The organism is Aquincola sp. J276, from assembly GCF_024700035.1.
GTDB classification, from domain to species: domain Bacteria; phylum Pseudomonadota; class Gammaproteobacteria; order Burkholderiales; family Burkholderiaceae_C; genus Aquincola; species Aquincola tertiaricarbonis.
Window position 1 is genome coordinate 2,808,290 of record NZ_JAJONC010000001.1, and the last position, 25,208, is coordinate 2,833,497.

Annotated in this window: 20 protein-coding genes and 2 pseudogenes; 10 read left to right on the forward strand and 12 right to left on the reverse strand. The window is 69.4% G+C overall.

The window, feature by feature from the left end; genetic code table 11:
- The 3 genes from LRS14_RS12910 to LRS14_RS12920 form a co-directional block, all read right to left on the reverse strand.
- The gene (locus tag LRS14_RS12910; protein WP_257799800.1) at window positions 1-1,641 is read right to left on the reverse strand and encodes a phospholipase D family protein; all 1,641 of its coding nucleotides are present in this window, start codon (window positions 1,639-1,641) and stop codon (window positions 1-3) included.
- 108 nt (window positions 1,642-1,749) lie between these two features.
- Window positions 1,750-2,553: a pirin family protein gene (locus LRS14_RS12915; protein WP_257800468.1), complete on the reverse strand. Its 804-nt coding sequence runs from the start codon at window positions 2,551-2,553 to the stop codon at window positions 1,750-1,752.
- Window positions 2,554-2,666: 113 nt separating this feature from the next.
- A complete protein-coding gene (locus LRS14_RS12920; RefSeq protein WP_257799801.1) occupies window positions 2,667-3,263 on the reverse strand; it encodes an FMN-dependent NADH-azoreductase in 597 nt (198 codons plus the stop codon).
- 103 nt (window positions 3,264-3,366) lie between these two features.
- Here LRS14_RS12920 and LRS14_RS12925 point away from each other — a divergent pair, with 103 nt between their 5' ends.
- From LRS14_RS12925 to egtD, 3 genes are all read left to right on the forward strand, one after another.
- Window positions 3,367-4,350: a LysR family transcriptional regulator gene (locus LRS14_RS12925; RefSeq protein ID WP_257799802.1), complete on the forward strand. Its 984-nt coding sequence runs from the start codon at window positions 3,367-3,369 to the stop codon at window positions 4,348-4,350.
- Window positions 4,347-5,705, forward strand: coding sequence for an ergothioneine biosynthesis protein EgtB (gene egtB / locus LRS14_RS12930; protein ID WP_404977553.1), 1,359 nt, complete (start codon window positions 4,347-4,349; stop codon window positions 5,703-5,705). Before LRS14_RS12925 ends, egtB begins: the two co-directional genes overlap by 4 nt.
- Window positions 5,706-5,804: 99 nt before the next feature.
- Complete coding sequence (gene egtD, locus LRS14_RS12935; RefSeq protein WP_232315344.1) at window positions 5,805-6,710, forward strand: L-histidine N(alpha)-methyltransferase; 906 nt, start codon at window positions 5,805-5,807, stop codon at window positions 6,708-6,710.
- A gap of 3 nt (window positions 6,711-6,713) precedes the next feature.
- On the opposite strand, the gene LRS14_RS12940 is transcribed toward egtD, so the two are convergent.
- Together LRS14_RS12940 and LRS14_RS12945 are read right to left on the reverse strand one after the other, a co-directional pair.
- Window positions 6,714-9,029: a cytochrome P450/oxidoreductase gene (locus LRS14_RS12940; RefSeq protein WP_257799804.1), complete on the reverse strand. Its 2,316-nt coding sequence runs from the start codon at window positions 9,027-9,029 to the stop codon at window positions 6,714-6,716.
- 20 nt (window positions 9,030-9,049) lie between these two features.
- Window positions 9,050-10,006 (reverse strand): Bug family tripartite tricarboxylate transporter substrate binding protein, encoded by a 957-nt coding sequence (locus tag LRS14_RS12945; protein ID WP_404977582.1) that lies wholly within the window; start codon window positions 10,004-10,006, stop codon window positions 9,050-9,052.
- A gap of 129 nt (window positions 10,007-10,135) precedes the next feature.
- Between LRS14_RS12945 and LRS14_RS12950 the strand changes: the two are divergent.
- Window positions 10,136-10,989, forward strand: a pseudogene (locus LRS14_RS12950) (IclR family transcriptional regulator).
- A gap of 9 nt (window positions 10,990-10,998) precedes the next feature.
- Here the strand turns inward: LRS14_RS12950 and bamE are convergent.
- From bamE to dnaA, 6 genes and pseudogenes are all read right to left on the reverse strand, one after another.
- Window positions 10,999-11,556, reverse strand: coding sequence for an outer membrane protein assembly factor BamE (bamE, locus tag LRS14_RS12955; RefSeq protein ID WP_257799805.1), 558 nt, complete (start codon window positions 11,554-11,556; stop codon window positions 10,999-11,001).
- A 130-nt stretch (window positions 11,557-11,686) separates the two neighbouring features.
- Window positions 11,687-12,010 (reverse strand): annotated as a pseudogene (locus LRS14_RS12960) (6-carboxytetrahydropterin synthase); the annotation flags it as partial.
- Complete coding sequence (queE, locus tag LRS14_RS12965; protein WP_257799806.1) at window positions 12,010-12,645, reverse strand: 7-carboxy-7-deazaguanine synthase; 636 nt, start codon at window positions 12,643-12,645, stop codon at window positions 12,010-12,012. The gene queE and the pseudogene LRS14_RS12960, both read right to left, overlap by 1 nt.
- 171 nt (window positions 12,646-12,816) lie before the next feature.
- Window positions 12,817-15,219, reverse strand: a complete 2,403-nt coding sequence (gene gyrB, locus LRS14_RS12970) for a DNA topoisomerase (ATP-hydrolyzing) subunit B (RefSeq protein WP_404977554.1) — start codon at window positions 15,217-15,219, stop codon at window positions 12,817-12,819.
- Window positions 15,220-15,400: 181 nt separating this feature from the next.
- On the reverse strand, window positions 15,401-16,579 hold the full coding sequence (dnaN, locus tag LRS14_RS12975) for a DNA polymerase III subunit beta (protein WP_046112988.1): 1,179 nt from the start codon (window positions 16,577-16,579) through the stop codon (window positions 15,401-15,403).
- 225 nt (window positions 16,580-16,804) lie between these two features.
- Complete coding sequence (gene dnaA / locus LRS14_RS12980) at window positions 16,805-18,250, reverse strand: chromosomal replication initiator protein DnaA (RefSeq protein ID WP_046112987.1); 1,446 nt, start codon at window positions 18,248-18,250, stop codon at window positions 16,805-16,807.
- Window positions 18,251-18,589: 339 nt separating this feature from the next.
- On the opposite strand from dnaA, the gene rpmH reads away from it, so the two are divergent.
- The 6 genes from rpmH to LRS14_RS13010 all read left to right on the forward strand — a co-directional run bounded on the left by rpmH (window position 18,590) and on the right by LRS14_RS13010 (window position 23,158).
- Entirely contained in the window at window positions 18,590-18,724 is a 135-nt protein-coding gene (rpmH, locus tag LRS14_RS12985) for a 50S ribosomal protein L34 (RefSeq protein WP_046112986.1), read from the forward strand.
- 27 nt (window positions 18,725-18,751) lie between these two features.
- Entirely contained in the window at window positions 18,752-19,240 is a 489-nt protein-coding gene (locus tag LRS14_RS12990; RefSeq protein ID WP_046112985.1) for a ribonuclease P protein component, read from the forward strand.
- A 7-nt stretch (window positions 19,241-19,247) separates the two neighbouring features.
- Window positions 19,248-19,553, forward strand: a complete 306-nt coding sequence (gene yidD, locus LRS14_RS12995; protein WP_375136387.1) for a membrane protein insertion efficiency factor YidD — start codon at window positions 19,248-19,250, stop codon at window positions 19,551-19,553.
- Window positions 19,550-21,214, forward strand: coding sequence for a membrane protein insertase YidC (gene yidC, locus LRS14_RS13000; protein ID WP_257799807.1), 1,665 nt, complete (start codon window positions 19,550-19,552; stop codon window positions 21,212-21,214). The genes yidD and yidC overlap by 4 nt, the downstream gene beginning before the upstream one ends.
- A 15-nt stretch (window positions 21,215-21,229) precedes the next feature.
- A complete protein-coding gene (gene mnmE / locus LRS14_RS13005) occupies window positions 21,230-22,615 on the forward strand; it encodes a tRNA uridine-5-carboxymethylaminomethyl(34) synthesis GTPase MnmE (RefSeq protein ID WP_257799808.1) in 1,386 nt (461 codons plus the stop codon).
- A 75-nt stretch (window positions 22,616-22,690) separates the two neighbouring features.
- Window positions 22,691-23,158: a cyclic nucleotide-binding domain-containing protein gene (locus LRS14_RS13010; RefSeq protein WP_046112982.1), complete on the forward strand. Its 468-nt coding sequence runs from the start codon at window positions 22,691-22,693 to the stop codon at window positions 23,156-23,158.
- Window positions 23,159-23,177: 19 nt separating this feature from the next.
- Here the strand turns inward: LRS14_RS13010 and LRS14_RS13015 are convergent, their stop codons facing one another.
- Window positions 23,178-25,175, reverse strand: a complete 1,998-nt coding sequence (locus tag LRS14_RS13015) for a cation:proton antiporter (RefSeq protein ID WP_257799809.1) — start codon at window positions 25,173-25,175, stop codon at window positions 23,178-23,180.
- Window positions 25,176-25,208: the final 33 nt, after the last annotated feature.

A 25,208-nucleotide genomic window follows, 5' to 3' on the forward strand; every position in this document is an offset into this window, starting at 1 on the left:
CTACAGCATCTCCTCCGGCGCCAGCGGGCCCAGCAGCTTCAGGCCCCAGCGCTTCCACACGGAGGTGTCCGGCTCATGGGTGAAGCGCAGCGGCTGGCCCTTGTCGTCGGTGTGGTTCCACACCAGGCCGCCGCTGCCTTCCAGCGTCACGCGCCAGGCGGCGCGCTGGGTAATGCCGGTGAGCAGCGCTTCCACCTGCCCCGCGAAGGCGGTGCTGCGCGTGACCAGACCCATCTCGGTGTTGAGGTTGGCCGAGCGCGGATCGAAGTTCATCGACCCCACCACCACCGTGCCGCCGTCCACCAGCATGGCCTTGGCATGCAGGTTGGTGCGCGAGTGCACGCCGCCGAAGCGGGGTGGCTGCGGGCCGCCGGGCTCCGCGCGCAGCTCGTACAGCTCCACGCCCTGGGCCAGCAGCGCCTCGCGGTAGCGGCTGTAGCCCAGGTGCACCGCCGGGGCATCGGTGCCCGCCAGCGATGCGGTGAGGATGCGCACCCGCACGCCGCGCTGGCGCAGCTCGGTGATGAGCTTCATGCCGGCCTCCCCGGGCACGAAGTACGGCGTCACCAGGAACACCTGCTGCCGGGCCGAGCGCATCAGGCCGGCGAAGTCGTCGAACATGATCTCGTCGGGCGACGGCGAGCCCTGCGTCTGGCTCTTGGAGGGCCGGTCGGCCCACAGCCGCGCGGGCATCCATTGCAGCTTGAGCGGCCCCTTGCGCATCGCCTCCACCTGGCTGCGCAGACGCTCCAGCGTTTCCGGCTGCAAGCCCGAAGGTGCGTCCAGCGGCGCGGCGCCCACTGGCGGCAGCGCGGGTGCGCTGGCGCTGTCGTCTGCCGGTGGCGCCGGTAGCGCCGCCTCGGTGGGCCTGGCCGGCGGCTGCCGCGGGGCGTCGCCCGCGGCATCGGGCGCGATGATGGCATCGGCCGGATAGGCCAGTTCGCTGGCCCAGTAGCGGTCGAAGGTGGCCGAGAGCTGCTGCACCACCGGGCCGGCCACCAGCAGGTCCAGGTCCACGAAGTTCGCCTTGGCGCCCTGCAGGAAGTAGGCGTCGCCCAGGTTGCGGCCGCCGGTGACGGCCAGCGCGTTGTCGGCCACCAGCTGCTTGTTGTGCATGCGGCTGTTGATGCGCGCCATGTCGTGCAGCGAGGCCATCACCCGCGTGGGCAGCGAGAAGCGCCCGGCCGGCAGCGGGTTGTACAGCCGCACCTCGATGCGCGCATGCCGCGTCAGCCGCAGCAGCGCATCGTCGGTGCCGCTGGTGTTGAAGTCGTCGATCAGCAGCCGCACCCGCACGCCCCGGTCGGCCGCGGCCTGCACGCGCTGCAGCAGCAGGCGCGAGCTGGCCTCGTTCAGCACCGCGTAGTACTGCAGGTCCAGCGTGTGCTGGGCCGAGTCCACCAGCATGAGCAGGGCGGCGAGCGCTTCCTCGCCACCCACCAGCAGCCGGATGCCGGACAGCGCGGGACGTTCGTCGCCGCGCTCGGCCGCCACCTGGCGCGCCAGGGCGCTGGGCGTGCTGCTGGGCAGCGCCCGGCTCTCGGTGCGCGGCGGCATCGGCGGCAGCGCGGCGCAGGCCTGCAGGAAACACACGCCGCTCAAGGTGGCGGCGGACAGCAAACGTCGGTAGAGAGGGGCCATGCGGCGATGGTCGCCGGGCCTGCTGTTACGCCTTGTCGGACAACGCCTCAAGCGGGTGCACGCAGCCGGCCTGCCACCCGCACCTGCGGGGGTGCGGGCGGCGCGACATCAGGCAAAGCGGCCCGCGCGGAAGTCCTCCACCGCCTGGAAGATCTCGTCATTGCTGTTCATCACGAACGGGCCGTACTGCGCGATGGGCTCGTTCAGCGGCCGGCCGGCGATCAGCAGCGCCCGGGTGGGCTCGGCGCCGGCCTGCAGCACGATGCCGTCGCTGCCCGGCGTGTTGGCCAGGATGGCCATGCGCTGCAGCGGCACGCTGCATTCGCCCACCTGCAGGCCGCCGCGGTACACGTACAGGAAGGCGTTGTGCTCGGCCGGCAGCGGCTGCTCGAAGCGGGCGCCCGGCGCCAGGTGCAGGTCGAGGTACAGCGGCAGGCTGCCCTCGCGCTGCACCGCGCCCTGCACGCCATGGCTCTCGCCGGCGATGACACGGGCGCGCACGCCCTCGGCGGTGAACTCCGGGATCTCGGCGCTGGGGATGTCGCGGTACCAGGGCTCGCGCATCTTGTCCTTCGCCGGCAGGTTCAGCCACAGCTGGAAGCCTTCCATGCGGCCGTCCTGCTGCTCGGGCAGCTCGCTGTGCACCACGCCGCGGCCGGCGGTCATCCATTGCACGCCGCCATCGCCCAGCAGGCCTTCGTTGCCGGCGCTGTCGCGGTGGCGCATGCGGCCCGCGATCATGTAGGTGACGGTCTCGAAGCCGCGGTGCGGATGGTCCGGAAAGCCGGCGATGTAGTCGTCGGGATTGTCGGTGCCGAAGGCATCGAGCATCAGGTACGGGTCGAGCCGGCGCTGCAGCGGCTGCGTGAGCACGCGGGTGAGCTTGACGCCCGCGCCGTCGCTGGTGGCCATGCCGGCGACCAGCCTTTCCACCGTGCGCGGACGCGCCACGGCGGCGGTGTCTTGCAGAACGAGGGTTTCGGTGGTCACTTCATGGCTCCTTCGGTCGGCGGGTGTGGTGGATGTCAGGCGGTCAGTTCGGCGATCTGCTCGCGGGCGCTGGCCAGGGCGGCGGCTTCGGCCTCGGGGCCCATCGCGATGCCTTCGGCGTAGACGAACTGCACGTCCGTCATGCCCAGGAAGCCCAGCACGTTGCGCAGGTACGGCACCTGGGTGTCGTGCGGCTGGTCGCGGTACAGGCCGCCGCGCGTCAGCACCGCGATGACCTTCTTGTTCTTCAGCAGGCCCTCGGGGCCGTTGGCGGTGTACTGGAAGGTGACCTTGGCACGGGCGATGGCGTCGATCCAGTTCTTCAGCTGCGACGAGACGCCGAAGTTGTACATCGGCACGCCCAGCACCACCACGTCGGCGGCCTGCACTTCGGCGATCAGCGCATCGTCCAGCGCCACACGGGCGGCCTGCTCGGGGGTGCGCTGGTCCACCGGGGTGAACAGGGCGCCCAGCGTGGCTTCGTCCAGCGCGGGATGCGGCTGGGTGGTCAGGTCGCGCACCTTCAGCTGCGCGCCGGGCTGGGCCGCCACCAGGGCCTGGGCCAGCTCATGGGCCAGCTTGGTGGAGTGGCCGTTCTGGCGGGCGCTGGAATTGACTTGCAGGATGTTCATGATCGGGGCTCCTTGGGAGAGAGGGGAAGTCGGTGTGTCCGTGCAGTCAATGTATTGGCGCAAGCGCAGCACCACTAGACAGTCTTCTGGATAAGATCGTTCCATGAGCGCAACAATGATCCCCGCCGACATCCTGTCGCCCAGCCTGCATGCCGACGACCTGCTGCTGTTTGCGCGGGTGATGGAAGGCGGCAGCTTCAGCCGCGCGGCCGATCGCCTGCGGCTGCCCAAGTCCACCGTTTCCCGGCGCATCGCCGCGCTGGAACGCCGGCTGGGCGAGCGGCTGCTGCAGCGCACGACGCGCAAGCTGGTGATCACCGAGTTCGGCCAGGGCGTGCTGGACCATGCCCGCGCCATCGCCGAGGAGGTGGACGGCACGCTGGCGCTAGCGCTGCACCGCCAGGCCATGCCCAGCGGCACGCTGCGGGTGTCGATGCCGGCGGACTTCGCCAACGTCGTCATCGCGGACATGCTGGGCCAGTTCATCCAGCGCCACCGGGAGATCACGCTGCAGCTGGACCTGTCGCCCCGGCGGGTGGACCTGATCGGCGAGAGCTTCGACCTGGCCATCCGCATGGGCCTGGCGCCCGACGACAGCCAGCTGGCCGCGCGGCAGCTGGCCGACTTCAGCACCGGCCTGTACGCCGCGCCGGCCTACCTGCATGCGCACGGCGAGCCGCAGACGCCCGAGGTGCTGCAGTCGCTGGATGCGCTGATGCTGCTGACCCGCTCCGGCGAGCCGCTGCCCTGGGAGCTGCGCCGCACCGCGCCCGACGGCATCGAGCAGCACTGGACGGGCGTGCCGCCGCGCCGCACCGTGGCCAACCTGCCCGACCTGCTGATGCGACTGGCGTGCGAAGGCGCCGGCATCGTCGCAGTGGGCGATTTCATGGCCGAGGACGCGCTGCGCCGCGGCGCGCTGGTGCGGGTGCTGCCCGACTGGCAGCTTCCGCGCACCAGCGCCTGGGCGGTGTTCCCGGGCCGACGCCTGATGCCTGCGAAGACCCGGGTCTTCATCGACGCCCTGGCCGCCCGGCTGCGCACGTGTGACGATGCCGGCAAGTTCGACCCACCCAAGGCGGCATGACACGGGCACGCACGTTGCCGCAGTGCCGCTCCAGTTCACACGCCACGCCCGGGGAGACGCTTTTGCCAGCCGAGAACGAACAGCAAGCCGCCATCCCGGCGGCCGGCGATCTCGCCCGCCGCTTTGCCGAGGTCCGGCGCCATTCGCTGGCCCTGGCCGAACCCCTCTCGCCCGAAGACCAGTGCGTGCAGTCCATGCCCGATGCCAGCCCGGTGAAGTGGCATCTGGCGCACACCACCTGGTTCTTCGAGACGCTGGTGCTGCAGGCCGGCCAGCCCGGCTACCGGCCCTTCGACGAGCGCTTCGGCTTTCTCTTCAACTCGTACTACGAATCGCTGGGCCCGCGCCATCCGCGGCCACAACGCGGGCTGCTCACGCGGCCGGCGCAGGCCGAGGTGCTGCGCTACCGCGCCGCGGTGGACGAAGCGGTGCTGGCCTTCCTGCCACAGGCCGACGCGGCGCTGCGGCAGGCCGTGGAGCTGGGCCTGCACCATGAGCAGCAGCACCAGGAGTTGCTGCTGACCGACGTCAAGCACCTGCTGTCGCAGAACCCGATGCAGCCCGCCTACCTGCCCGCACCCACCGCCGCCACCGCGCCCGCGGCGGCCGCGCCGCTGCGGTGGCTGCCGTTCGAAGGTGGCATCGCCAGCGTGGGCCACGATGCCCGCGAAGGCTTTTCCTTCGACAACGAGACGCCGCGCCACGAGGTGCTGCTGCACCCTTTCGAGCTGGCCAGCCGGCCGGTCAGCTGCGGCGAGTTCCTTGCCTTCGTGCGCGATGGCGGCTACCGCGATCCGCAGTGGTGGCTCTCCGAAGGCTGGGCCACGGTGCAGGCCGGGAGCTGGCAGGCACCCTGGGGCTGGAGTGCACTGGACGAGGCCGTGCCAAAGCTGTTCACGCTGTTCGGCACCCAGCCGCTGCAGCTGGACGAGCCGGTGTGCCACCTCAGCCTGTACGAGGCCGCGGCCTATGCCGCCTGGGCCGGCGCCCGCCTGCCGACCGAGTTCGAATGGGAAACCGCCATGCGCCGCAGCGGCGTGATGCTGCAGCGCGCGGAAGCCACGCTGCATCCGCACCCCCGTGCCGCGGCCGCGGCCGACGGCACCGACCGCCCGCACGGCCTGCACGAGGTGTGGGAATGGACGCGCTCGGCCTACGACCCCTACCCCGGCTTCCGGCCGCTGCCCGGTGCCGCCGCTGAATACAACGGCAAGTTCATGGTGGGCCAGGTGGTGCTGCGCGGCGCCAGCTGCGCCACGCCGCCCGGCCATGCCCGGCTGAGCTACCGCAACTTCTTTCCGCCGGCCGCGCGCTGGCAATTCAGCGGGTTGCGCCTGGCCCGCGACATCCGCTGAAGGAGACCGCAACGATGGCCTATTCCGAACTTCTGCCGCGCAGCGGCCACCGCGCCCCGCCCCGATGCCGCCGCGCCCGCCACCGAGTTCGGCCGCGCGATGCGGCTGGCGCTGGCCGAGACGCCGCACCGCATATCGCCCAAGTTCTTCTACGACGCCGCGGGCTCCGCGCTGTTCGACCGCATCTGCGAGCTGCCCGAGTACTACCCCACCCGCACCGAGCTGGCGCTGCTGGACCGGCATGCACAGGAGATGGCCTCGCTGATCGGCCCCGAGGCGGACCTGATCGAGTTCGGCGCCGGCTCCGCCACCAAGGTGCGGCTGCTGCTGTCGGCGCTGCAGCAGCCGCGGCGCTTCGTGCCCATCGACATCTCGGCGGACCACCTGCAGGGTGCGGCCGCCGCGCTGCGCCGCGACCACCCGGGGCTGGACGTGCACCCGCTGGCCGCCGACTTCACCCGGCCCATCCAGCTGCCCGCCCTGCCCGACGGCAGCCGCGCCCGCCGCGTGGGCTTCTTTCCCGGCTCGTCGATCGGCAACTTCTCGCCCGACGAGGCGGTGACCTTCCTGCGGCAGGCGGCCGAGCTGCTGCGCGGCGGCGGCCTGCTGATCGGTGCCGACCTGGTGAAGGACCCGGCCCTGCTGCATGCCGCCTACAACGACGCGGCCGGCGTCACCGCCGCCTTCAACCTGAACCTGCTGGTGCGCGCCAACCGCGAGCTGGGCACCAACTTCGACACCACGCAGTTCGCGCACTACGCCTTCTTCGAGCCCCGGCTGCAGCGCATCGAGATGCACCTGCTGAGCCGCCGCACGCAGACGGTGCAGCTGGGCGGGGAAGCCTTCACCGTGCAGGAAGGCCAGACGCTGCATACCGAAAACTCGCAGAAGTTCACCGTGGAAGGCTTCCGCCGCCTGGCCCGGCAGGCCGGCTTCGCGCCCGGGCCGGTGTGGACCGATCCGAAGAACCACTTCAGCGTGCACTGGCTGGCCGCGCCGCAATAAGGGCTACAAGGCCAGCGTCAGCCGCTCGCCGCAGGCGCGGGAGCAGCAGGTCATCATGCGGGTATTGGCTTCGCGCTCGGCGCGGGTGAGCACCACGTCGCGGTGGTCCACCGCGCCTTCCAGCACCCGCACCTCGCAGGAGCCGCACAGGCCTTCCTCGCAGTCGCTCTGCACGTCCACGTTGGCCGCGCGCAGGGCCTGCAGCAGGGTCTGGTCGGGCCGCACCGGGATCACCAGGCCGGAGTCCTTCAGCGCCACCTCGAAGCCGTGTTCCTTGGCGGGATCGAGCACACCCAGCGTGGAGCTGAAGTGCTCCACCCGCAGCGTGTCGTCCGGCCAGGCGGAAGAGGCGGCTTCCAGCGCATCCAGCAGCCGCTGCGGCCCGCAGGCATACACCTGCACGTCAGGTTCCGGCGTGGCCAGCAGGGCCTGCACGTCCAGTCGGCGGCCCTCGTCGCCGATGTACAGCTGCAGCCGCGGGCCGTGCAGCGCCTGCAGCTCGGCCACGTAGGCCATGCCGGCGCGGCTGCGGCCGCAGTAGTGCAGCTGGTAGTCGATGCCCAGGGCCTGCGCGCGCCGCGCCATCGCGCTGATCGGCGTGATGCCGATGCCGCCGGCCACGAACACCACCCGCCGCGCGCTTTCATCCAGCCGGAAGTGGCTGCGCGGGCCGCGCACCTGCAGCCTGTCGCCCGGCTTGACCTGGCCGTGCACCCAGGCCGAGCCGCCGCGGCTGGCCGGCTCGCGCAAGACCGCGATCTGCCATCGCCCGGCATCGGCCGGGTCGCCGCACAGCGAATACTGGCGCGACAGGCCGGTGTCGCCGCAGCTCACGTCGATGTGCGCGCCGGCCGACCAGCGCGGCAGCGGCTTGCCATCGGCCGCGGCCAGCGTCAGCTGCACGACGCCCTGCGCCACCGGCGTGACCGCCTGCACCACCAGCGGCCGCGTGATGGCATGGGCCGAGGGCTCGCCGATGCGCACCGGCGCCTGCGCGGCCAGCACCTGCGGATCGCGCCGCTCGGGGTTGAGCGCCGGGTCCCATTCCACCCACAGGTGCTCCGGGCCGCGGAAGGAGGTGTTGGGTACGTAGCTGAACTGCTGCTCGGCCAGCCGCATGTGCGGCAGCCGGCGGGTGAATTCCTCCAGGAACACCTGCATCTCCATCCGCGCCAGGTTCTTGCCCATGCACTGGTGGGCACCGTAGCCGAAGGTGAGGTGGTCGCTGGCGTTGTCGCGCCGGATGTCGAACAGGTCGGCATCGCCGAAGTGCCGTGGATCGTGGTTCGCCGACGAGGTGACGATCAGCAGCTTGGCGCCGGCCGGCAGCGTCACCCCTTCCACCACCGCCTCCTGCGTGACCAGCCTGCGCCATGCCGCCACCGAGCCGTTGTGGCGCAGGCACTCTTCCACCGCATTCGGGATGAGCGATGGGTCTTCGCACAGCTCGCGCCAGGCGTCGGGGTGCTGCAGCAGCAGCTTCATCGCATTGGCGGTGGCGTTGGCCGTGGTCTCGTGGGCGGCGACGATGCCGGCCATCATCATCGAGTGCAGGTAGGAGTCGGTCACCACCTCGGGGTGCAGTTTCTGCTGGCGCAGGCCGTACTGCATCCAGCCGGGCGCATCGGGGTCCTGGCGCATCTTGTCGAGCACCTTCCCCGCGAACTGCCAGAAGTTGCCCACCGCATGGGCGACGGCCACCTGCTCCTGCGGCTTCGGCCGGCCCCAGGTATTGACCGTGTGCGCGATGGAGTACTGGCGCAGCGTGTCCATGTCTTCCTCGGGCACGCCCAGGAAGTGCAGCGCCACGGTGAGCGGCACCTCCCACAGCATCTCGTCGACCAGGTCGGCGCGGCCGTGGTCGATGAAGCGGCTGACGTACTCCCGCGTCAGCTGCCGCACCATCGGCTCATGGTGCTTCAGCGCCTCGGGCGTGAAGGGTTCCATCAGCACGCGGCGGCGCGGCATGTGGGCCGGCTCGTCCTCGTTGACCAGCGTGCGGTTCATCGCATAGCCGTAGCTGGCCAGCACCGCATTGGCCTCGGGGCCGGTGGGCGTGATCTTCTCCAGCGCGATCGACGGGCTGAAGGTGATGTTGTCGCGAAAGATCGCCTTGATGGCGTCGTACCGCGTCACCACCCAGTAGCCCAGCTGCGGGCTGTAGAAGATCGGCTCCTGCTCGCGCGCCCAGCGCAGGTACTCGGGCGGGTCCTGCTGGTAGCCGTCGCCGAAGGGGTCGAAGGCGGCCGCGCCGGCGCTCACCGGGCAGCCGTTGGGGGCCAGGTCGTCGGCCACAGGGCAGGCACCGGGGGTGGACATCGGGCGGCTCCTTCCAGCGGTCAGTCGAGGGTGATCTTCAGGTCGCGGATCAGCTTGTGCCAGCGCGTGGTCTCGCTGGCCAGCAGGTCGGCGTACTGCGTGGCGCTGCTGCCCACCGGCTCCACGCCGAACTCCACCATGCGCTTGTTCACCGCCGGATCGTTGATGGCCGCCACCAGATGTCGGTTGAGCGCGGCGATGGTGTCGGGCGGCGTGCCGGCCGCCACCACCACGCCCACCAGGGCCGCGGCTTCCACGTTCTTCATGCCCAGCTCGGCGAACGTGGGCACCTCGGGCAGCTGGGGCAGCCGCGTGGCATTGGCCACGGCCAGTGCCTTCACCTTGCCGCTCTTGATGAAGGCCGAGCCGGCCGCCAGGTCCACCATCATCGCGGGCACCTGGCCGCCGGCCACCTCGGCCAGCGCAGGCGCGGCGCCACGGTAGGGCACGTGCACCATGAACAGGCCGGCCTCGCTCTTCAACAGCTCCATCGCCAGGTGGTGAGGGCTGCCGGCGCCGGCCGAGGCGTAGTTGATGCCACCGGGCTTGGCCTTGGCCTGCGCGATGAAGTCCTTGGCATTGGCCGCGGTCGAGGCCGGGCCGGTGACCAGGATCATCGGGAAGCGGCCCATCAGCGTGACTGGCGCCAGGTCCTTCACGTTGTAGGTCAGGCTCTTGTACAGCGCCGGGTTGAACACCAGCGTGCCGTTGTCGGCCGACAGCAGCGTGTAGCCGTCCGCCGTGCCGCGGGCGGTTTCCGCGGCGGCGATGGCGGTGTTGCCGCCCGGCTTGTTTTCCACGATCACCTGCTGGCCCGTCCTGGCCGACAGCGATTGCGCCACCGTGCGGGCCAGGAAGTCGGACCCGCCGCCGGCGGCGTAGGGCACCAGCCAGCGCAGCGGCTTGGCGGGATAGGCAGCCGCCTGCGCCCAGGCGCCCGGCGCCGCCACCAGGGCGGCCAGACCGACGGTGATCACGGTGCGGCGCGTGCGGCCGCCCAACAGCAGATGGTTCAAGCGAATCTCCCCGGCGCGGCGGCCGTCGTCATGCATAGCGTAAGTTTGATACGCATTGCGTAATGACTGCAGCGGGCATACCCTTGCCGCATGACCGCCCTGCCCCCTGTTGCCGCCACCCTGTCCGCCGCCGAAGTCCCCCGCTCGCGTGAGCGCCGCCAGCGGGTGCAGGCGGCCGAGACCGGCCTGTCGGTGCTCAAGGGCCTGGGCCGGCTGGGGGGCGCGCCAGCCTCAGCGTGCTGGCCGCGCATGTGGGCGAAAGTCCGGCCAAGGTGCACCGCTACCTGGCCAGCCTGGTCGAGGAAGGGTTCGTCACCCAGGCGGCCGGCTCCCAGCAGTACGTGCTGGGCGCGGAAGCCATCGCGCTGGGGTTGGCCGCCATGCGGCAGGCCGAGCCGATCCGCGCCGCCGAGCCGTCGCTCGCGCGGCTGCGGGAGGCGCTGTCCCTCACCTGCTTCGTGGCGGTGATGGGCAACAAGGGGCCGACCATCGTGCGCTTCGAGGAGCCATGGCTGCCCATCTCCGTCAATGCGCGGGTGGGTTCGGTACTGCCGCTGCTGTGGTCGGCCACCGGGCGAGTGTTCCTGGCCTGGCAACGCGACGAGGCGCGCCTGCGCACCATGGCCGAGCAGGAACTGGCCGAAGCGCCCGCCGAGCTGCGCGGGCCGCTGGGCCAGGGCGATGCCATCGGCCGACTGGCGGACGCGGTGCTGGCCGCCGGCTGCGCCACGGTGAAGGACACCAACCTGCGTGGCATCAGCGCCGTCAGTGCCCCGGTGTTCGACCATGGCGGCCGGGTGTGCGCGGCTTTGACGGTGCTGGGGCCTACCGGCGCCTTCGATGCGTCGGCGGACGGCGTGGCAGCGCGGGCGGTGCGGGAGGAGGCCCGGGCCGTCAGTGCACTGCTGGGCCACGCCGCGCCGGCCGGCCCAGGCGCGGGTTGACGGCTGCCGTCAGCGCATCAACGGAAAGCGCCGGTCGTCCACGTCGCAGGCCGGATCAGGACCGAAACTGGTGTCCTCCACCACGCCGGAGGGCGTGATGCCGACGTGGAACAGCTGGCAGAACGGCGTGTCGTAGCGGTAGCTCCACACCGTCTGGTTGTGATAGCGCACGCCCCACACCCGCGCCGGGCGGCCCAGCGTCTGGCGCACCTGGTCGGCCGTCATGCCCGCCTGCACGCTGGCGAACGTGGTTTCGGTGAGCACCTGGCTGCTCTGCAGCAGCCGGCCCTGCGCATCGAAGTCCAGCATGTAGGTGTGCTTGCCATACGGGCCACGGGCGAATTCCAGCCGCCGGCTGCCGTCGGCACGCGGGTATTCCCCGGTGGGCTGGCCCATCTGGCGCACTGCCGTGTCGATGGAGTCGCCGGGCTTCAGGCTCCCCGGGCTGTAGCCGGTGGCGCAGGCGGCCAGCAGGGCCGGCAGCACGGCGGGCAGCAGCCGTACCAGGCGCCGGAACGGCATGCGGTGCTGGCGACGGGCGGCGGCGGAAGCCGGGCGGGCGTTCATCGGGGTCTCCTGGCGGGCGTTGCTGTGCGAGGCGGTGGTCCTTCACCGTGGCAACGCACGTTCCCGCGGCGCGGATTACCAGCGCAGGACGGCAGCGGTCCCCGCTCGCCTGGCGCTCGATCATCACCGCGCACAGGCCGGGCACCGTGGGCAGCAGCTGGCGGCGCAGGTAGGCGCACAGATTTTCCAGCGTGGCGGGGCCCAGGTCGGGCACCTCGTCCAGGAAGTGATGGTCCAGCAGCGCGCGCACGCGGGCGATCTCGGCGCGCAGCAGCGCCAGGTCCATCACCATGCCGGTGGCAGCGTCGGGCACGCCGGCCACCGTCACCTCGGCCTGGTAGGTGTGGCCGTGGATGCGCCGGCTGCCCTCGGTTTCCAGCGTGCGGCCCAGGGTGTGCGCGGCTTCGAAGAAGAAGCGCTGCGAGAGCTCGCAGCGCACGTCGGCGCTCGTCATCAGCGGATGTCCAGGATCTTGTGGGTCTGCAGCGAAAGCCGCCAGCGCGGATCAGACTGGCAATGCGCGATGGCCGCACGGGTGTTGGCCTGGCGGTCCGGGCCGTCCATCGGCTGCAGCAGCAGGTGCTGGAAGCCGGGTGCCTCGACGTCCGCGGGCATCAGCGTGGGCTGCGGAAACACCAGCTTGAGCTCATGTCCACTGCGCTGCACCCACGCCGCCCCCGCCTTGGGGCTGACGCAGATCCAGTCGATGCCTGCGGGCGCCGGCAGCGTGCCGTTGGTCTCCACGGCGATCTCGAACTGCTGCGCGTGCAGCGCGTCGATCAGCGCCGAGTCCAGCTGCAACAGCGGCTCGCCGCCGGTGAGCACCACGTAGCGGTGGCCCTGCCCGGCCGGCCATTGCGCGGCGATGAGCGCCGCCAGCTCGGCCGCCTGCGGGAACTTGCCGCCCAGCGTGCCGTCGGTGCCCACGAAGTCGGTATCGCAGAAGCGGCACACGGCGGACGCACGGTCCTGCTCGCGGCCTGTCCACAGGTTGCAGCCGGCAAAGCGGCAGAACACCGCTGGCCGGCCGGCGCGCAGGCCTTCGCCTTGGAGGGTGTAGAAGATTTCCTTGACGGAATACGTTGCCATTCGGGATCGTCTATTGCGCGATGCGCTGCCTAACCGTTGCGTACCGCAGATTCCCGCGCCTTGCCGCCTCGGGGACGCAGTGCACGGCTCGGTGTCATTCCCACACGGCCGCCCTGCCGCTGGACAACAGCCCAGGGACAGCGCACTGAGGCCCGGCTCAACCGACCAAACTCAGACGTCAATATTCGCCGCCCGCAACGCATTGCTCTCGATGAACTCCCGCCGCGGTTCCACCTCGTCGCCCATCAGCATCGTGAAGACGCGGTCGGCCTCGATGGCGTCGTCAATCTGCACGCGCAACAGTCGGCGCACGGTGGGGTCCATCGTGGTTTCCCAGAGCTGCTCGGGATTCATCTCGCCCAGGCCCTTGTAGCGTTGGCGGCCCACCGCGCCTTCGGCCTGCTGCATCAGCCAGCGCATCGCGGCGCGAAAGTCGGCGACCTTCAGTTCCTTCTGGCGCTCTCCCTCGCCACGCTTGACGGTGGCCTCGGTGCCCAGCAGGTTCTTGAAGACCTCGCCGGCCTTGGCCAGCGCTTCGTAGTCGGAGCCGTGTACGAAGTCGGCGGTGATCACGCTGCTCTTGATGTTGCCGTGGTGCCGGCGGCTGATGCGCAGGTGGTGCTTGTCGGTGCGCTCTTCATATTCCGCGGCCACCTCGGCATCACGCAACGCGCCCTGCAGCGCGGCGGCGCTCTTCTCGGCTTCGGCGGCATCGTCCAGGTTCAGTGCCAGGCCGTCGGCGATCGCTCGCAGCGCGTCGGTGTCCATCCAGTTGGACAGGCGGCCGATCACGTTGTCGGCCAGCACCGCGCGGCTGGCATAGTCGGCCAGCGCATCGCCTTCGATCGGCGCGCTGCCGTTCTGGGTCTCGATGCGCGCACCTTCCAGCGCCACCTTCAGCAGGTAGTTGTCCAGCTCGAGGCCGTCCTTCAGGTACTGCTCCTGCTTGCCGTGCTTGACCTTGTACAGCGGCGGCTGCGCGATGTAGATGTAGCCGCGCTCCACCAGCTCGGGCATCTGGCGGTAGAAGAACGTCAGCAGCAGCGTGCGGATGTGGGCGCCGTCCACGTCGGCGTCGGTCATCACGATGATGCGGTGGTAGCGCAGCTTGTCGGCGTTGAAGTCTTCCGGCCCGATGCCGGTGCCCAGCGCGGTGATCAGCGTCAAGATCTGCTCGCTCGACAGCAGCTTCTCGTAGCGCGCCTTCTCCACGTTCAGGATCTTGCCGCGCAGCGGCAGGATCGCCTGGAACTTGCGGTCGCGGCCCTGCTTGGCCGAACCACCCGCCGAGTCGCCCTCGACGATGTAGATCTCGCACAGCGCCGGGTCCTTCTCCTGGCAGTCGGCCAGCTTGCCCGGCAGGCCCAGGCCGTCCAGCACGCCCTTGCGGCGCGTCATCTCGCGGGCCTTGCGTGCCGCATCACGGGCACGCGCGGCCTCGACGATCTTGCCGCAGATGATCTTGGCGTCGGTCGGGTTCTCCAGCAGCCAATCGGTCAGCAGGCGGCCGACGATGTCCTCCACCGGCGCGCGCACCTCGCTGCTGACCAGCTTGTCCTTGGTCTGGCTGCTGAACTTGGGCTCGGGCACCTTCACGCTCACCACGCAGGCCAGGCCTTCGCGCATGTCGTCGCCGGCGATCTCGACCTTGGCCTTCTTGGCCAGCTCGTTGTCCTCGATGTACTTGTTCAGCACCCGCGTCATCGCGGCGCGCAGGCCGGTGAGGTGGGTGCCGCCGTCGCGCTGCGGAATGTTGTTGGTGAAGCACAGCACGCTCTCGCTGTAGCTGTCGTTCCACTGCATCGCCACTTCCACGCCGATGGTGGTGTTCTGGTCGCTCTGCTTCTCGCCCATCGCGTGGAACACGTTGGGGTGCAGCACCTTCTTGCCCTGGTTGATGAACTCGACGAAGCCCTTCACGCCACCCGCGAAGGCGAAGTTGTCTTCCTTCGCGTTGCGCTCATCCACCAGCTTGATCTTCACCCCGTTGTTGAGGAAGCTCAGCTCGCGCAGGCGCTTGGCCAGCACGTCGTAGTGGAAGTCGATGTTGTTGAAGATCTCTTCGTCGGGCAGGAAATGGACCTCGGTGCCGCGCTTGTCGGTGTCGCCGATCACGCGCATCGGACTGATCGCGAAGCCGTTGCGCTCTTCCACCAGCCGGTCCTGCGGCACGCCCTTGCGGAACTCCATGTAGTGCACATGGCCCTCGCGGCGGATCGTCAGGCGCAGCAGCTTGCTCAGCGCGTTCACGCAGCTCACGCCCACGCCGTGCAGGCCGCCGGACACCTTGTAGCTGTTCTGGTTGAACTTGCCGCCGGCATGCAGTTCGGTCAGGGCGATCTCGGCCGCGCTGCGCTTGGGCTCGTGCTTGTCGTCCATCTTCACGCCGGTGGGAATGCCGCGGCCGTTGTCGATGACGCTGATCGAGTTGTCGGAGTGGATCGTGACGATGATGTCGTCGCAGTGCCCGGCCAGCGCCTCGTCGATGGAGTTGTCGACCACCTCGAACACCAGGTGGTGCAGTCCGGTGCCGTCGCTGGTGTCGCCGATGTACATGCCCGGCCGCTTGCGCACGGCTTCCAGCCCTTCCAGGATCTGGATGCTGCCTTCGCCGTAGGCGTCGGGCGTGGGGGTGGTGGGGGGTGTTCGGGTCGGTCATGGGGCTCACTTCGCAGGCCGCGGCTTCATCGCCAAGGCCTCATAAGAAACGCTGAAGCGGGCCGCAGCCCGCTTGCTTCGGACGACTGCCGTCCGGTCAGATGCGCATCGGCATCACCACGTACTTGAAGCCGGCCTGCTCGGGCACGGTGATCAGCACGCTGGAGTTGGTGTCCTGCAGTTCCAGGCGGATCATCTCCTGGCCCATGTTCGCCAGCGCGTCCATCAGGTAGGTGACGTTGAAGCCGATCTCGATGGTGTCGCCGCCGTAGTCGATCTCCAGCTCCTCCTTGGCCTCTTCCTGCTCGGCATTGCTGGAGGCGATGCGCAGCGTGCCCGGCTCGATGTTGACGCGCACGCCCTTGAACTTCTCGCTGGTGAGGATGGCCGCGCGCTGCAGGCTGGCCAGCAGCGGCGCGCGGCCCAGCACGACGGCGTTCTTGTGGTTCTTGGGAATCACGCGGTTGTAGTCGGGGAACTTGCCTTCCACGAGCTTGGTGACGAACTCCATGCCCGAGAAGCTGAACTTGGCCTGGTTGCCGGCAAAACGCATCTCGATCGGGGCATTGTCGCTGCTGGCGGTGCTGCCCTCCTCGCCTTCCTCGGACTTGTCGGCGCCCTTGGCGGGCTTGTCGGCCTTCTCGTCCTTCAGCAGGCGCTGCAGTTCCAGCACCGTCTTGCGCGGCAGGATGACTTCCTGCTTCGGGATCTCCGTCTCCAGCGTGGCCTGCGCCAGCGCCAGGCGGTGCCCGTCGGTGGCCACCAGCGTCAGCGTCTTGCCTTCGGCCACGAAGAGGATGCCGTTGAGGTAGTAGCGGATGTCATGCACCGCCATCGCGAAGTGCACCTGGTTGATCAGGCTCTTGAGCGTCTTCTGCGGCACGCTGAAGGCGGGGCCGAATTCCGCCGCCTCGTTGACCAGCGGGAAGTCATCGGCCGGCAGGGTCTGCAGCGTGAAGCGGCTCTTGCCGCCCTGCAGCGTCAGCTTGTTCTGGTTGGCCGTGAGCGACACCACCTGGTCCGCCGGCAGCGAGCGAAGGATGTCGATCAGCTTGCGGGCGCCCACCGTGGTGGCGAAGTCGGTGGCATCGCCACCGAGTTCGGCCTGGGTGCGCACCTGGATCTCGAGGTCGCTGGTCGTGAACTCGATGCGCGAGCCGCTCTTGCGCAGCAGCACGTTGGCCAGGATGGGCAAGGTGTGGCGGCGTTCGACGATTCCGGCGACGGCCTGCAGGGCAGACAACAATTTTTCCTGCGGAGCTTTCAAGACAATCATGTCTTCCTCTTAACTTGGTAGTTCTAGTAGAGCCGCTGCCGGGCTGTGGAGAACGCGATTTTGGCCTGATCTTTCAACGGCTTACCTCAAGGGCAAGCCTGTGGGCCGAACACCCCGGATTGTCGAGCCGGACATACAACAACTTCTTGAAAACGCCGGGGCCTGTGGACAGGTGCCCAGTTGCGCAAAAGTTGTCCACAGCCTTGTCACTTGACACCAGGTTGTTCAGCCCTTGAGGGTCTGTTCGAGCACGTGCAGCTGCTGGTTCAGCTCGGTGTTTTTCTGGCGTTCGCCACCGATCTTGCGCACCGCATGCAGCACCGTGGTGTGGTCGCGTCCGCCGAACAGCTCGCCGATCTCGGGCAGGCTCTTCTGCGTCATCTCCTTGGCCAGGTACATCGCGATCTGCCGCGGCCGCGCGATCGAGGCCGGCCGCTTCTTGCTGTACATGTCGGCGATCTTGATCTTGTAGAAGTCGGCCACCGTCTTCTGGATGTTCTCGACGGACACCTGCCGGTTCTGGATCGACAGCAGGTCCTTGAGCGCCTCGCGCGCCAGGGCGATGTTGATGTCCTTGTGGCTGAAGCGCGAATACGCCAGCACCTTGCGCAGCGCGCCTTCCAGCTCGCGCACGTTGGCGCGCACGTTCTTCGCGATGAAGAAGGCCACGTCCTCGGGCATGGGCGAGGCCTCGGCGTCGGCCTTCTTGATGAGGATGGCCACCCGCATCTCCAGCTCCGGCGGCTCGATGGCCACCGTCAGGCCGGCGTCGAAGCGGCTGGTCAGGCGTTCGTCGATGTCCACCAGGCCCTTGGGGTAGGTGTCGCTCGTCATGATGATGTGCGAGCGCTTGGCCACCAGGGCCTCGAAGGCGTTGAAGAACTCCTCCTGCGTGCGCTCCTTGCCGGCGAAGAACTGCACGTCGTCGATCAGCAGCAGGTCCAGCGAGTGGTACTTGGCCTTCAGCTCGTCGAAGGTCTTGCGCTGGTAGTTCTTCACCACGTCGGAGATGAACTGCTCGGCATGCAGGTACAGCACGCGCGCATCGGGCCGGTCGCGCAGCAGCGCGTTGCCCACGGCATGGATCAGGTGCGTCTTGCCCAGGCCCACGCCGCCGTAGATGAACAGCGGGTTGTACATGTGGCCGGGCGCACCGGCCACGTGCAGCGCGGCGGTGCGTGCCATCTGGTTGGCGCGGCCGGGCACCAGGGTGTCGAAGGTCAGCGCGGTGTTGAGGCGGTGCACCGACGAGGCCGGTGCCGGCGGCCGCGGCGGCAGGCCTTGTGGCAGCACGGCCGTGCCGTTGCCGGAAGAGCCGCTGCTCGTAGCAGTGCCGGTAGCCGCCAGCGCCGCGCCGGCATTGCCGGCAGCTGCATGCGCGGGCAAGGCACCGCGCGGCGCAGCCATCGGGTCGCGCTGGGCCAGCATCAGCTCCAGCCGCACCGGCTTGCCCGCCAGGTCGGTCAGCACGCCTTCGATGCGGGAGGCGTACTGCGAGCGGATCCAGTCGAGCTTGAAGCGGTTGGGTACACGCACGGCCGCGACCACGCCGGCATCGCCGTCGTCGGACACGTCGGCGGGCGGCAAGGGCCGGATCCAGGTGTTGAATTGTTGTTCAGGCAGCTCGGCGGCCAACCGCTCACACCCACGCTGCCAGAGGTCTGCGCTCATTGTGGAAAAGTCTTCTAAGAGCGGGCGCATTCTACCCGTCGCAGCGCCTGCGGCAGCTGGGTTATCCACAGTGGTGGACAATTCGACAAGCGGCGGCCCGCGGCGGGCTTTACAGCACGCGAATTGACCGTGCTACGGCTTTTTGCTGTAATCGCGGGTTTCCCGGACGCGAGGAGGTTGCGCCGCGCCTTCTTCAGGCGAGGTGCCAAATGGCCGAACGCGGTCCGGGCTCGCCGGGCGATCAGGCCAGACCCCCGGTTCGAACCAGGCGACAGCCGTCGCCGCAGACTCCGCCAGAGCGCCTGATCCCTGCGGGTCCATCACCGAAAGCACGTCATCATGAAGCGTACCTACCAGCCGTCCAAGACCCGCCGCGCCCGCACCCACGGTTTCCTCGTGCGCATGAAGACCCGCGGCGGCCGCAGCGTGATCAAGTCGCGCCGCGCCAAGGGCCGCAAGCGCCTGGCGGTCTGAGCCTCGCCGGCTGCGAGCTGACGCAGCATGCCCACGGCCCAGCGCGTGCAACGCCTCGTGCAATCTGTCGACTTCGAGCGGGTGCTGGGTGCACCCCAGAAGGCGCGCAGTCCGCACTTCGCGCTTCACTTCGTGGCGGCCTCGCCCTTCCGGCGCCCCGCGCGCCAGCCGGCGGCCGGCAAGGCTGCGCCGGCTGAGTTGTCAACAGAAGTAGCCGCCCCTGCGCCGCCGCCTGTGGATGACTCCTCTGCGGCGGTGCCGCAGCAGCGCTGGCTCGGCCTGGTGGTGCCCAAGCGGCACGCCCGGCGCGCCGTCACCCGCACCTTGCTCAAGCGCCAGATCCGTGCCGCCATCGACCGGCAGGCTTCGGCGCTGCCGCCTGGCTTGTGGGTGGTGCGGCTACGGGCGCCGTTCGATGTGCGCCAGTTCCGCAGTGCCGCCTCTGACGCGCTGCGGGACGCCGCGCGCGCCGAACTCGACCGAATGATCCGCGTGGCCGCTTCGGCCCCGCGCTGAGGCGGCCGTGCCCGACTGGCTCGCGCTGCTGCCGCGCCGTGCGCTCATGCTGCCGGTGCGCGCCTATCGGCTGCTGCTCAGTCCATGGATCGGCGGCCGCTGCCTGTATGAGCCCACGTGCTCCCTCTATGCTTTGCAGGCGCTGGACAAACACGGCGCGCTGGCCGGCGGGGCGCTGGCCGCCGGCCGCATCCTGCGTTGCCATCCCTGGTGTGAGGCCGGATGTGATCCGGTGCCCGACCAGCCGCCGCGGCTGTTCGCCTTCCTGAGCGGCCGCGCCGCCTCCGATTCCCCCAAGAAGACTGCTCCATGACCGATATCCGCCGTACCCTGCTCTGGGTGGTGTTCACGATGTCCCTCGTCCTGCTTTGGGACGCTTGGAACAAGCACACCGGCCAGCCGTCGATCTTCGGCCCCCAGACGGCCAAGCCGGTGGCCGCCGGCTCCGCGCCGGCTGCTTCCGCCATCGGCGTGCCGGCGCCTTCGTCGTCCGCCGCGGCCGCGCCGGCCGGCAGCGTGCCGAACGATCCTGGCACCGCCGCTGCGCGCGGCGAGCAGATCACCGTCACCACCGACCGCGTGAAGGCCGTGCTAGACAGCCAGGGCGGCGAGCTGGTGTACCTGGAACTGCTGGGCCAGCGCGACCAGAACGACCACAGCCGCAACGTGGTGCTGTTCGACCGCAGCGCCCAGCGTGTGTACCTGGCGCAGACCGGCCTGATCAGCGCCGTGCCGGGCGCCCGCCTGCCCAACCACTTCACGGCGATGACCGCCGTGCCCGGTGCGCGCACGCTGGCCGACGGTGCCAATGACGTGCAGGTGCGCTTCGAGTCGCAGGCCATCGACGGCGTGAAGTTGGTGAAGACCTATACCTTCCAGCGCGGGCAGTACACGGTGGGTGTGCAGCACGACGTGGTCAACGGCTCGGCGCAGCCGATCAAGCCGGAGCTGTACCTGCAGCTGGTGCGCGACGGCAACCCGCCCCCGGGAGAGTCGGCGTTCTATTCCACCTTCACGGGCCCCGCGGCATATACCGAGAAGAGCAAGTTCCGCAAGATCGAGTTCAAGCACATCGAGAAGAACGACGCCGAGTACGAGCGCCAGGCGGACAACGGCTGGATCGCGATGGTGCAGCACTACTTCGCGTCGGCCTGGCTGGTGAACACCCAGCAGCCGCGTGAGTTCCGCGCCGAGAAGGTGGGCAACAACCTGTACTCGGTGGCGATGGTGCTGCCGCTGGGCGAGGTGGCCGCCGGCCAGACCAAGACGCAACAGGCCACGCTGTTTGCCGGTCCGCAGGAAGAGAACAAGCTGGCCGAGCTGGCGCCGGGCCTGGACCTGGTGAAGGACTACGGTTGGTTCCACATCCTGTCCAAGCCGCTGTTCTGGCTGCTGACGCAACTGCACGGCTTCCTGGGCAACTGGGGCTGGGCCATCGTGGCGCTGGTGGTGCTGCTGAAGATCGCCTTCTATTGGCTGAACGCCAGCGCATACCGTTCGATGGCCAAGATGAAGGCCATCAACCCGAAGATCCAGGAGATGCGCGAGCGGCTGAAGGACAAGCCGCAGCAGATGCAGCAGGAGATGATGCGCATCTACCGCGAGGAGAAGGTCAATCCGCTGGGCAGCTGCCTGCCGATCTTCCTGCAGATGCCGTTCTTCATCGCGCTGTACTGGGTGCTGCTGTCCAGCGTGGAAATGCGCGATGCGCCGTGGATCCTGTGGATCACCGACCTGTCGGCCAAGGACCCGTACTTCATCCTGCCGATCGTGATGACCGCCACCTCGCTGTTCCAGGTGTGGCTGAACCCGACGCCGCCGGACCCGATGCAGGCCAAGATGATGTGGATCATGCCGCTGGTATTCAGCGTGATGTTCTTCTTCTTCCCGGCCGGCCTGGTGCTGTACTGGATCACCAACAACCTGCTGACCATCGCGCAGCAGTGGTTCATCAACAAGCGGCTCGGCGTCTAGCCGCCGCGTTCCACGATGCTGGCGCGCCAGCGTGATGCCATCGTGGCCATCGCCACCGCGCCTGGGCGCGGGGCGGTGGGCATCGTCCGGGCCTCCGGCCCCGACCTGCGGCCGCTGATCGACGCCCTGTGCGGGCGCGCGCTGCAGCCGCGCTATGCCACCTACCTGCCGCTGCGCGGCAGCGACGGCCAGCCCATCGACCACGGGCTGGCCATCCACTTTCCTGCCCCGCACTCCTACACCGGCGAAGACGTGCTGGAGCTCCAGGCCCATGGCGGGCCGGTGGTGCTGCAGCTGCTGCTGGCCCGTTGCCTGGCCGTGGGCGAGGGCATCGGCCTGCGGCTGGCGGAGCCCGGCGAGTTCACCCAGCGCGCCTTCCTGAACGACAAGCTGGACCTGGCGCAGGCCGAGGCCGTCAGCGACCTGATCGATGCCAGCACCGAAGCGGCGGCCCGCTCGGCCAGCCGATCCTTGAGCGGTGCGTTCTCGACGGAGATCGGCACCCTGCGCGACCGCATCGTGCACCTGCGCATGCTGGTGGAAGCCACGCTGGACTTCCCCGAGGAAGAGATCGACTTCCTGGAGAAGGCCGACGCGCGTGGCCAGCTGGAGCGCCTGATCGCCTCGGTGGACGAGGTGCTGGACCGCGCGAAGCAGGGCGCGCTGCTGCGTGAAGGCATCCGCGTGGTGCTGGCTGGCCAGCCCAACGTGGGCAAGAGCTCGCTGCTGAACGCGCTGGCCGGTGCGGAGCTGGCCATCGTCACGCCGATTCCGGGCACCACGCGCGACAAGGTCACGCAGACCATCCAGATCGAAGGCGTGCCGCTGCACGTGATCGACACTGCCGGCCTGCGCGAGGCCACCGACGAGGTGGAGCGCATCGGCATCTCGCGCAGCTGGAGCGAGATCGAGCAGGCCGATGCAGTCATCTTCCTGCACGATCTGACGCGGCTGGGCCAGGCCGACTACGACCAGGGCGACGCGGAGATCGCCCAGCGCCTGTCGCTGGCCGAGCCCGGCCAGCAGTCGCGGGTACTGCATGTGTTCAACAAGGCGGACGCGGCCGACGCCACGGTGGTGCCTGGCGAGGGCAGCCTGGCCTTGTCCGCGGCCACCGGCGCCGGGCTGGACGGCTTGCGCCGCGCGCTGCTGGAACGCGCGGGCTGGCATGCCTCGCCGGAAGGGGTGTTCATCGCCCGCACGCGGCATGTGCATGCGCTGCGGCGCACGCGGGAGCACCTGGAGATGGCCCGCGCGCAAGGCGCTTCCAGCGACCCCGCGCTGGACCTGCTGGCCGAGGAACTGCGGCTGGCGCACAACGCGCTGGGCGAGATCACCGGGGCCTTCAGCGCGGACGATCTGCTGGGCGAAATCTTCAGCCGCTTCTGCATCGGGAAGTGAATTCGCACCTGCCACGCGGCCTTCACGGCCGCGATGGCGTCCAGATAATCGCGCCAACTCGAACAGGGGCGCGAGATGGATTTGAGTGCGTTGAAGGAAGCCGTGTCCACGCTGAATGCGGACGACGCCTTTCGCGCCAAGCTCAGCGATGACGACTGGCTGGCCCTGGGCGGCCTGCTCACCCGCCACGAGATCCGCGCCGGCCATCTGCTGCTCAAGCAGGACGAACGCGACGACACGCTCTATTTCCTGGAACGCGGCAGCCTGCAGGTGTTCGTCACCCGCAGCACGCCGGGCACCCACCGCGTGGCCATCCTGCGGTCGGGCTCGATCGTCGGCGAGGCGGGGCTCTTCGGACACACGCCGCGCATGGCCAATGTGGAAGCGATGAGCAACTGCGTGGTGTGGGCGCTGCGCGGCGCGCGGCTGGACGAACTGGCCGCCGCCCAGCCGGCGCTGGCACTGGCGCTGGTGCGCGCCGCGGCCACGGTGCTGGCGGTGCGCATGCGGGCCAACCTGGAACGCGCGGTGCCGGTGAGCTGAGCGCGGCGCCCGCGCCGGCTCAGCCCTTCAGCAGCTTTTCCTCGGCCAGCGACAGCGGCTCGGGCAGGCCCGAGAGCACCAGCGTGTCGCCCGGGCCCAGCACCAGGCCGTCCTCCGCGGCCACCACCTGGCCCGAGCCGAGCCGGACGGAGACCACCTTCACGCCCACCGCGTGCAGTGCCAGCGCGCCGAGCGACTGGCCCAGGCTGGCCGCCGCGGCCGGCAGGCTTACCGTCAGTAGCCGGGCCTGCTGGCGCTCCTCCACGCCGTCGTCGTCGGCGCCATGGAAGTAGCCGCGTAGCAGGCCGTAGCGTGCATTGCGCGCGTCCTGCGTCAGGCGGATCACGCGGCGCATGGGCACGCCCACCAGCGCCAGCGCATGGGAGGCCAGCATCAGGGAGCCCTCGATGGCCTCGGGCACCACCTCGGTGGCGCCGGCATTGCGCAGCAGCTCCAGGTCGGTGTCGTCGATGGTGCGCACCACCACCGGCACCTTGGGCGCGTGTTCACGCGCCAGCCGCAGGATCTTCAGGGCCGAGGCGGTGTCGTGGTAGCTCACCACCACCGCGCTGGCACGGGCCAGGCCGGCGGCCATCAGGCTGCGCAGCTTGGCGGCGTCGCCGAACACCACGCTCTGGCCGGCGGCGGCGGCCTGGCGCACGCGATCGGGGTCCAGGTCCAGCGCCATGTAGGGGATGCGTTCGGCCTCCAGCAGGCGGGCCAGGTTCTGGCCGCTGCGGCCGTAGCCGCAGATGATTACGTGTTCCTCGCTGCGGATGGACTTCTTGGCGATGGTGGTGAGGGCTGCGGCCTGCATCAGCCAGTCGGTGGACGACAGCCGCATGACGATGCGGTTGCTGTACATCACGATGAAGGGCGTGGCGATCATCGAGATCACCATGCCGGCCAGGATGGGGCTCTCCAGCCGCGGCGGCAGCAGCTCGTGCTGGCGGGCCAGCGCCAGCAGCACGAAGCCGAATTCACCCGCTTGCGCCAGGTAAAGCCCCGTGCGCAATGCCACTCCCGGCGTGGCCCCGAACACCCGGGCCAGGCCGGTGACCAGCGCGAACTTGAACAGCACCGGCAGCACCGCCAGCGCGAGCACCAGGCCCCATTGAGAGACCACCATCGACATGTCGAGCTTCATGCCGATGGTGATGAAGAACAGGCCCAGCAGCACGTCGTGGAAGGGCCGGATGTCGGTCTCCACCTGATGCTTGTATTCGGTCTCCGCGATCAGCATGCCGGCCACGAAGGCGCCCAGCGCCAGCGACAGGCCGGCATGCTCCGTGAGCCATGACAGCCCCAGCGTCACCAGCAGCAGGTTGAGCACGAACAGTTCAGCGCTCTTGCGCCGCGCCACCAGCGTGAGCCACCAGCGCATCACCTTCTGGCCGCCCACCAGCAGCACGGTGAGCAGCGCCGCGGCCTTGAGCGTGGCCCAGGCGAGCGCTGTGAGCAGCACCTCGGGCGGCGCGCTGAGCGCGGGAATGAGCACCAGCAGCGGCACGACGGCCAGGTCCTGGAACAGCAGCACGCCCATCACCCGGCGGCCGTGCTCGGTTTCCAGCTCCAGCCGCTCGGCCATCAGCTTGCCGAGGATGGCGGTGCTGCTCATCGCCAGCGCGCCGCCCAGCACCACCGAGTGCTGCCAGCTCAGCCCGTAGCTGCGGCCAGCCATCGAGAAGCCCAGCGCGAGCAGTGCGTTGCCGACGATGGCCGCAACCATCGTCATCGACACCTGCGACAGCCCGAGACCGAAGACCAGCGTGCGCATGCTGCGCAACTTGGGCAGGTTGAATTCCAGCCCGATGACGAACATGAGGAACACCACGCCGAACTCGGCCAGGTACGTGACGCCGCCCGCGTCCTTGGCCAGGGCCAGCGCATTGGGTCCGATGATCACGCCCACCACCAGGTAGCCGAGCATCGGTGGCAGGCGCATCGAACGGCATGCCACCACGCCGGCCACAGCGGCCACCAAGTACAGCAATACCAGTTCGAGCGTAGTAGCCATGCGGCGTGGACCCAGCGCAAGCGCCATGCCTGC

Excerpts from the sequence above, each read along its gene's own strand:
- LRS14_RS12940 (WP_257799804.1), bottom strand. The coding sequence starts at position 9,029 with ATGTCCACCCCCGGTGCCTGCCCTGTGGCCGACGACCTGGCCCCCAAC.
- bamE (WP_257799805.1), bottom strand. The coding sequence starts at position 11,556 with ATGAACGCCCGCCCGGCTTCCGCCGCCGCCCGTCGCCAGCACCGCATG.
- LRS14_RS12910 (WP_257799800.1), bottom strand. The coding sequence starts at position 1,641 with ATGGCCCCTCTCTACCGACGTTTGCTGTCCGCCGCCACCTTGAGCGGC.
- LRS14_RS13015 (WP_257799809.1), bottom strand. The coding sequence starts at position 25,175 with ATGGCTACTACGCTCGAACTGGTATTGCTGTACTTGGTGGCCGCTGTG.
- LRS14_RS12915 (WP_257800468.1), bottom strand. The coding sequence starts at position 2,553 with ATGGCCACCAGCGACGGCGCGGGCGTCAAGCTCACCCGCGTGCTCACG.
- LRS14_RS12920 (WP_257799801.1), bottom strand. The coding sequence starts at position 3,263 with ATGAACATCCTGCAAGTCAATTCCAGCGCCCGCCAGAACGGCCACTCC.
- yidC (WP_257799807.1), top strand. The coding sequence starts at position 19,550 with ATGACCGATATCCGCCGTACCCTGCTCTGGGTGGTGTTCACGATGTCC.
- egtD (WP_232315344.1), top strand. The coding sequence starts at position 5,805 with ATGCGGCTGGCGCTGGCCGAGACGCCGCACCGCATATCGCCCAAGTTC.
- rpmH (WP_046112986.1), top strand. The coding sequence starts at position 18,590 with ATGAAGCGTACCTACCAGCCGTCCAAGACCCGCCGCGCCCGCACCCAC.
- queE (WP_257799806.1), bottom strand. The coding sequence starts at position 12,645 with ATGGCAACGTATTCCGTCAAGGAAATCTTCTACACCCTCCAAGGCGAA.
- LRS14_RS13010 (WP_046112982.1), top strand. The coding sequence starts at position 22,691 with ATGGATTTGAGTGCGTTGAAGGAAGCCGTGTCCACGCTGAATGCGGAC.
- LRS14_RS12990 (WP_046112985.1), top strand. The coding sequence starts at position 18,752 with ATGCCCACGGCCCAGCGCGTGCAACGCCTCGTGCAATCTGTCGACTTC.
- egtB (WP_404977553.1), top strand. The coding sequence starts at position 4,347 with ATGACACGGGCACGCACGTTGCCGCAGTGCCGCTCCAGTTCACACGCC.
- dnaN (WP_046112988.1), bottom strand. The coding sequence starts at position 16,579 with ATGATTGTCTTGAAAGCTCCGCAGGAAAAATTGTTGTCTGCCCTGCAG.
- LRS14_RS12925 (WP_257799802.1), top strand. The coding sequence starts at position 3,367 with ATGAGCGCAACAATGATCCCCGCCGACATCCTGTCGCCCAGCCTGCAT.
- mnmE (WP_257799808.1), top strand. The coding sequence starts at position 21,230 with ATGCTGGCGCGCCAGCGTGATGCCATCGTGGCCATCGCCACCGCGCCT.
- dnaA (WP_046112987.1), bottom strand. The coding sequence starts at position 18,250 with ATGAGCGCAGACCTCTGGCAGCGTGGGTGTGAGCGGTTGGCCGCCGAG.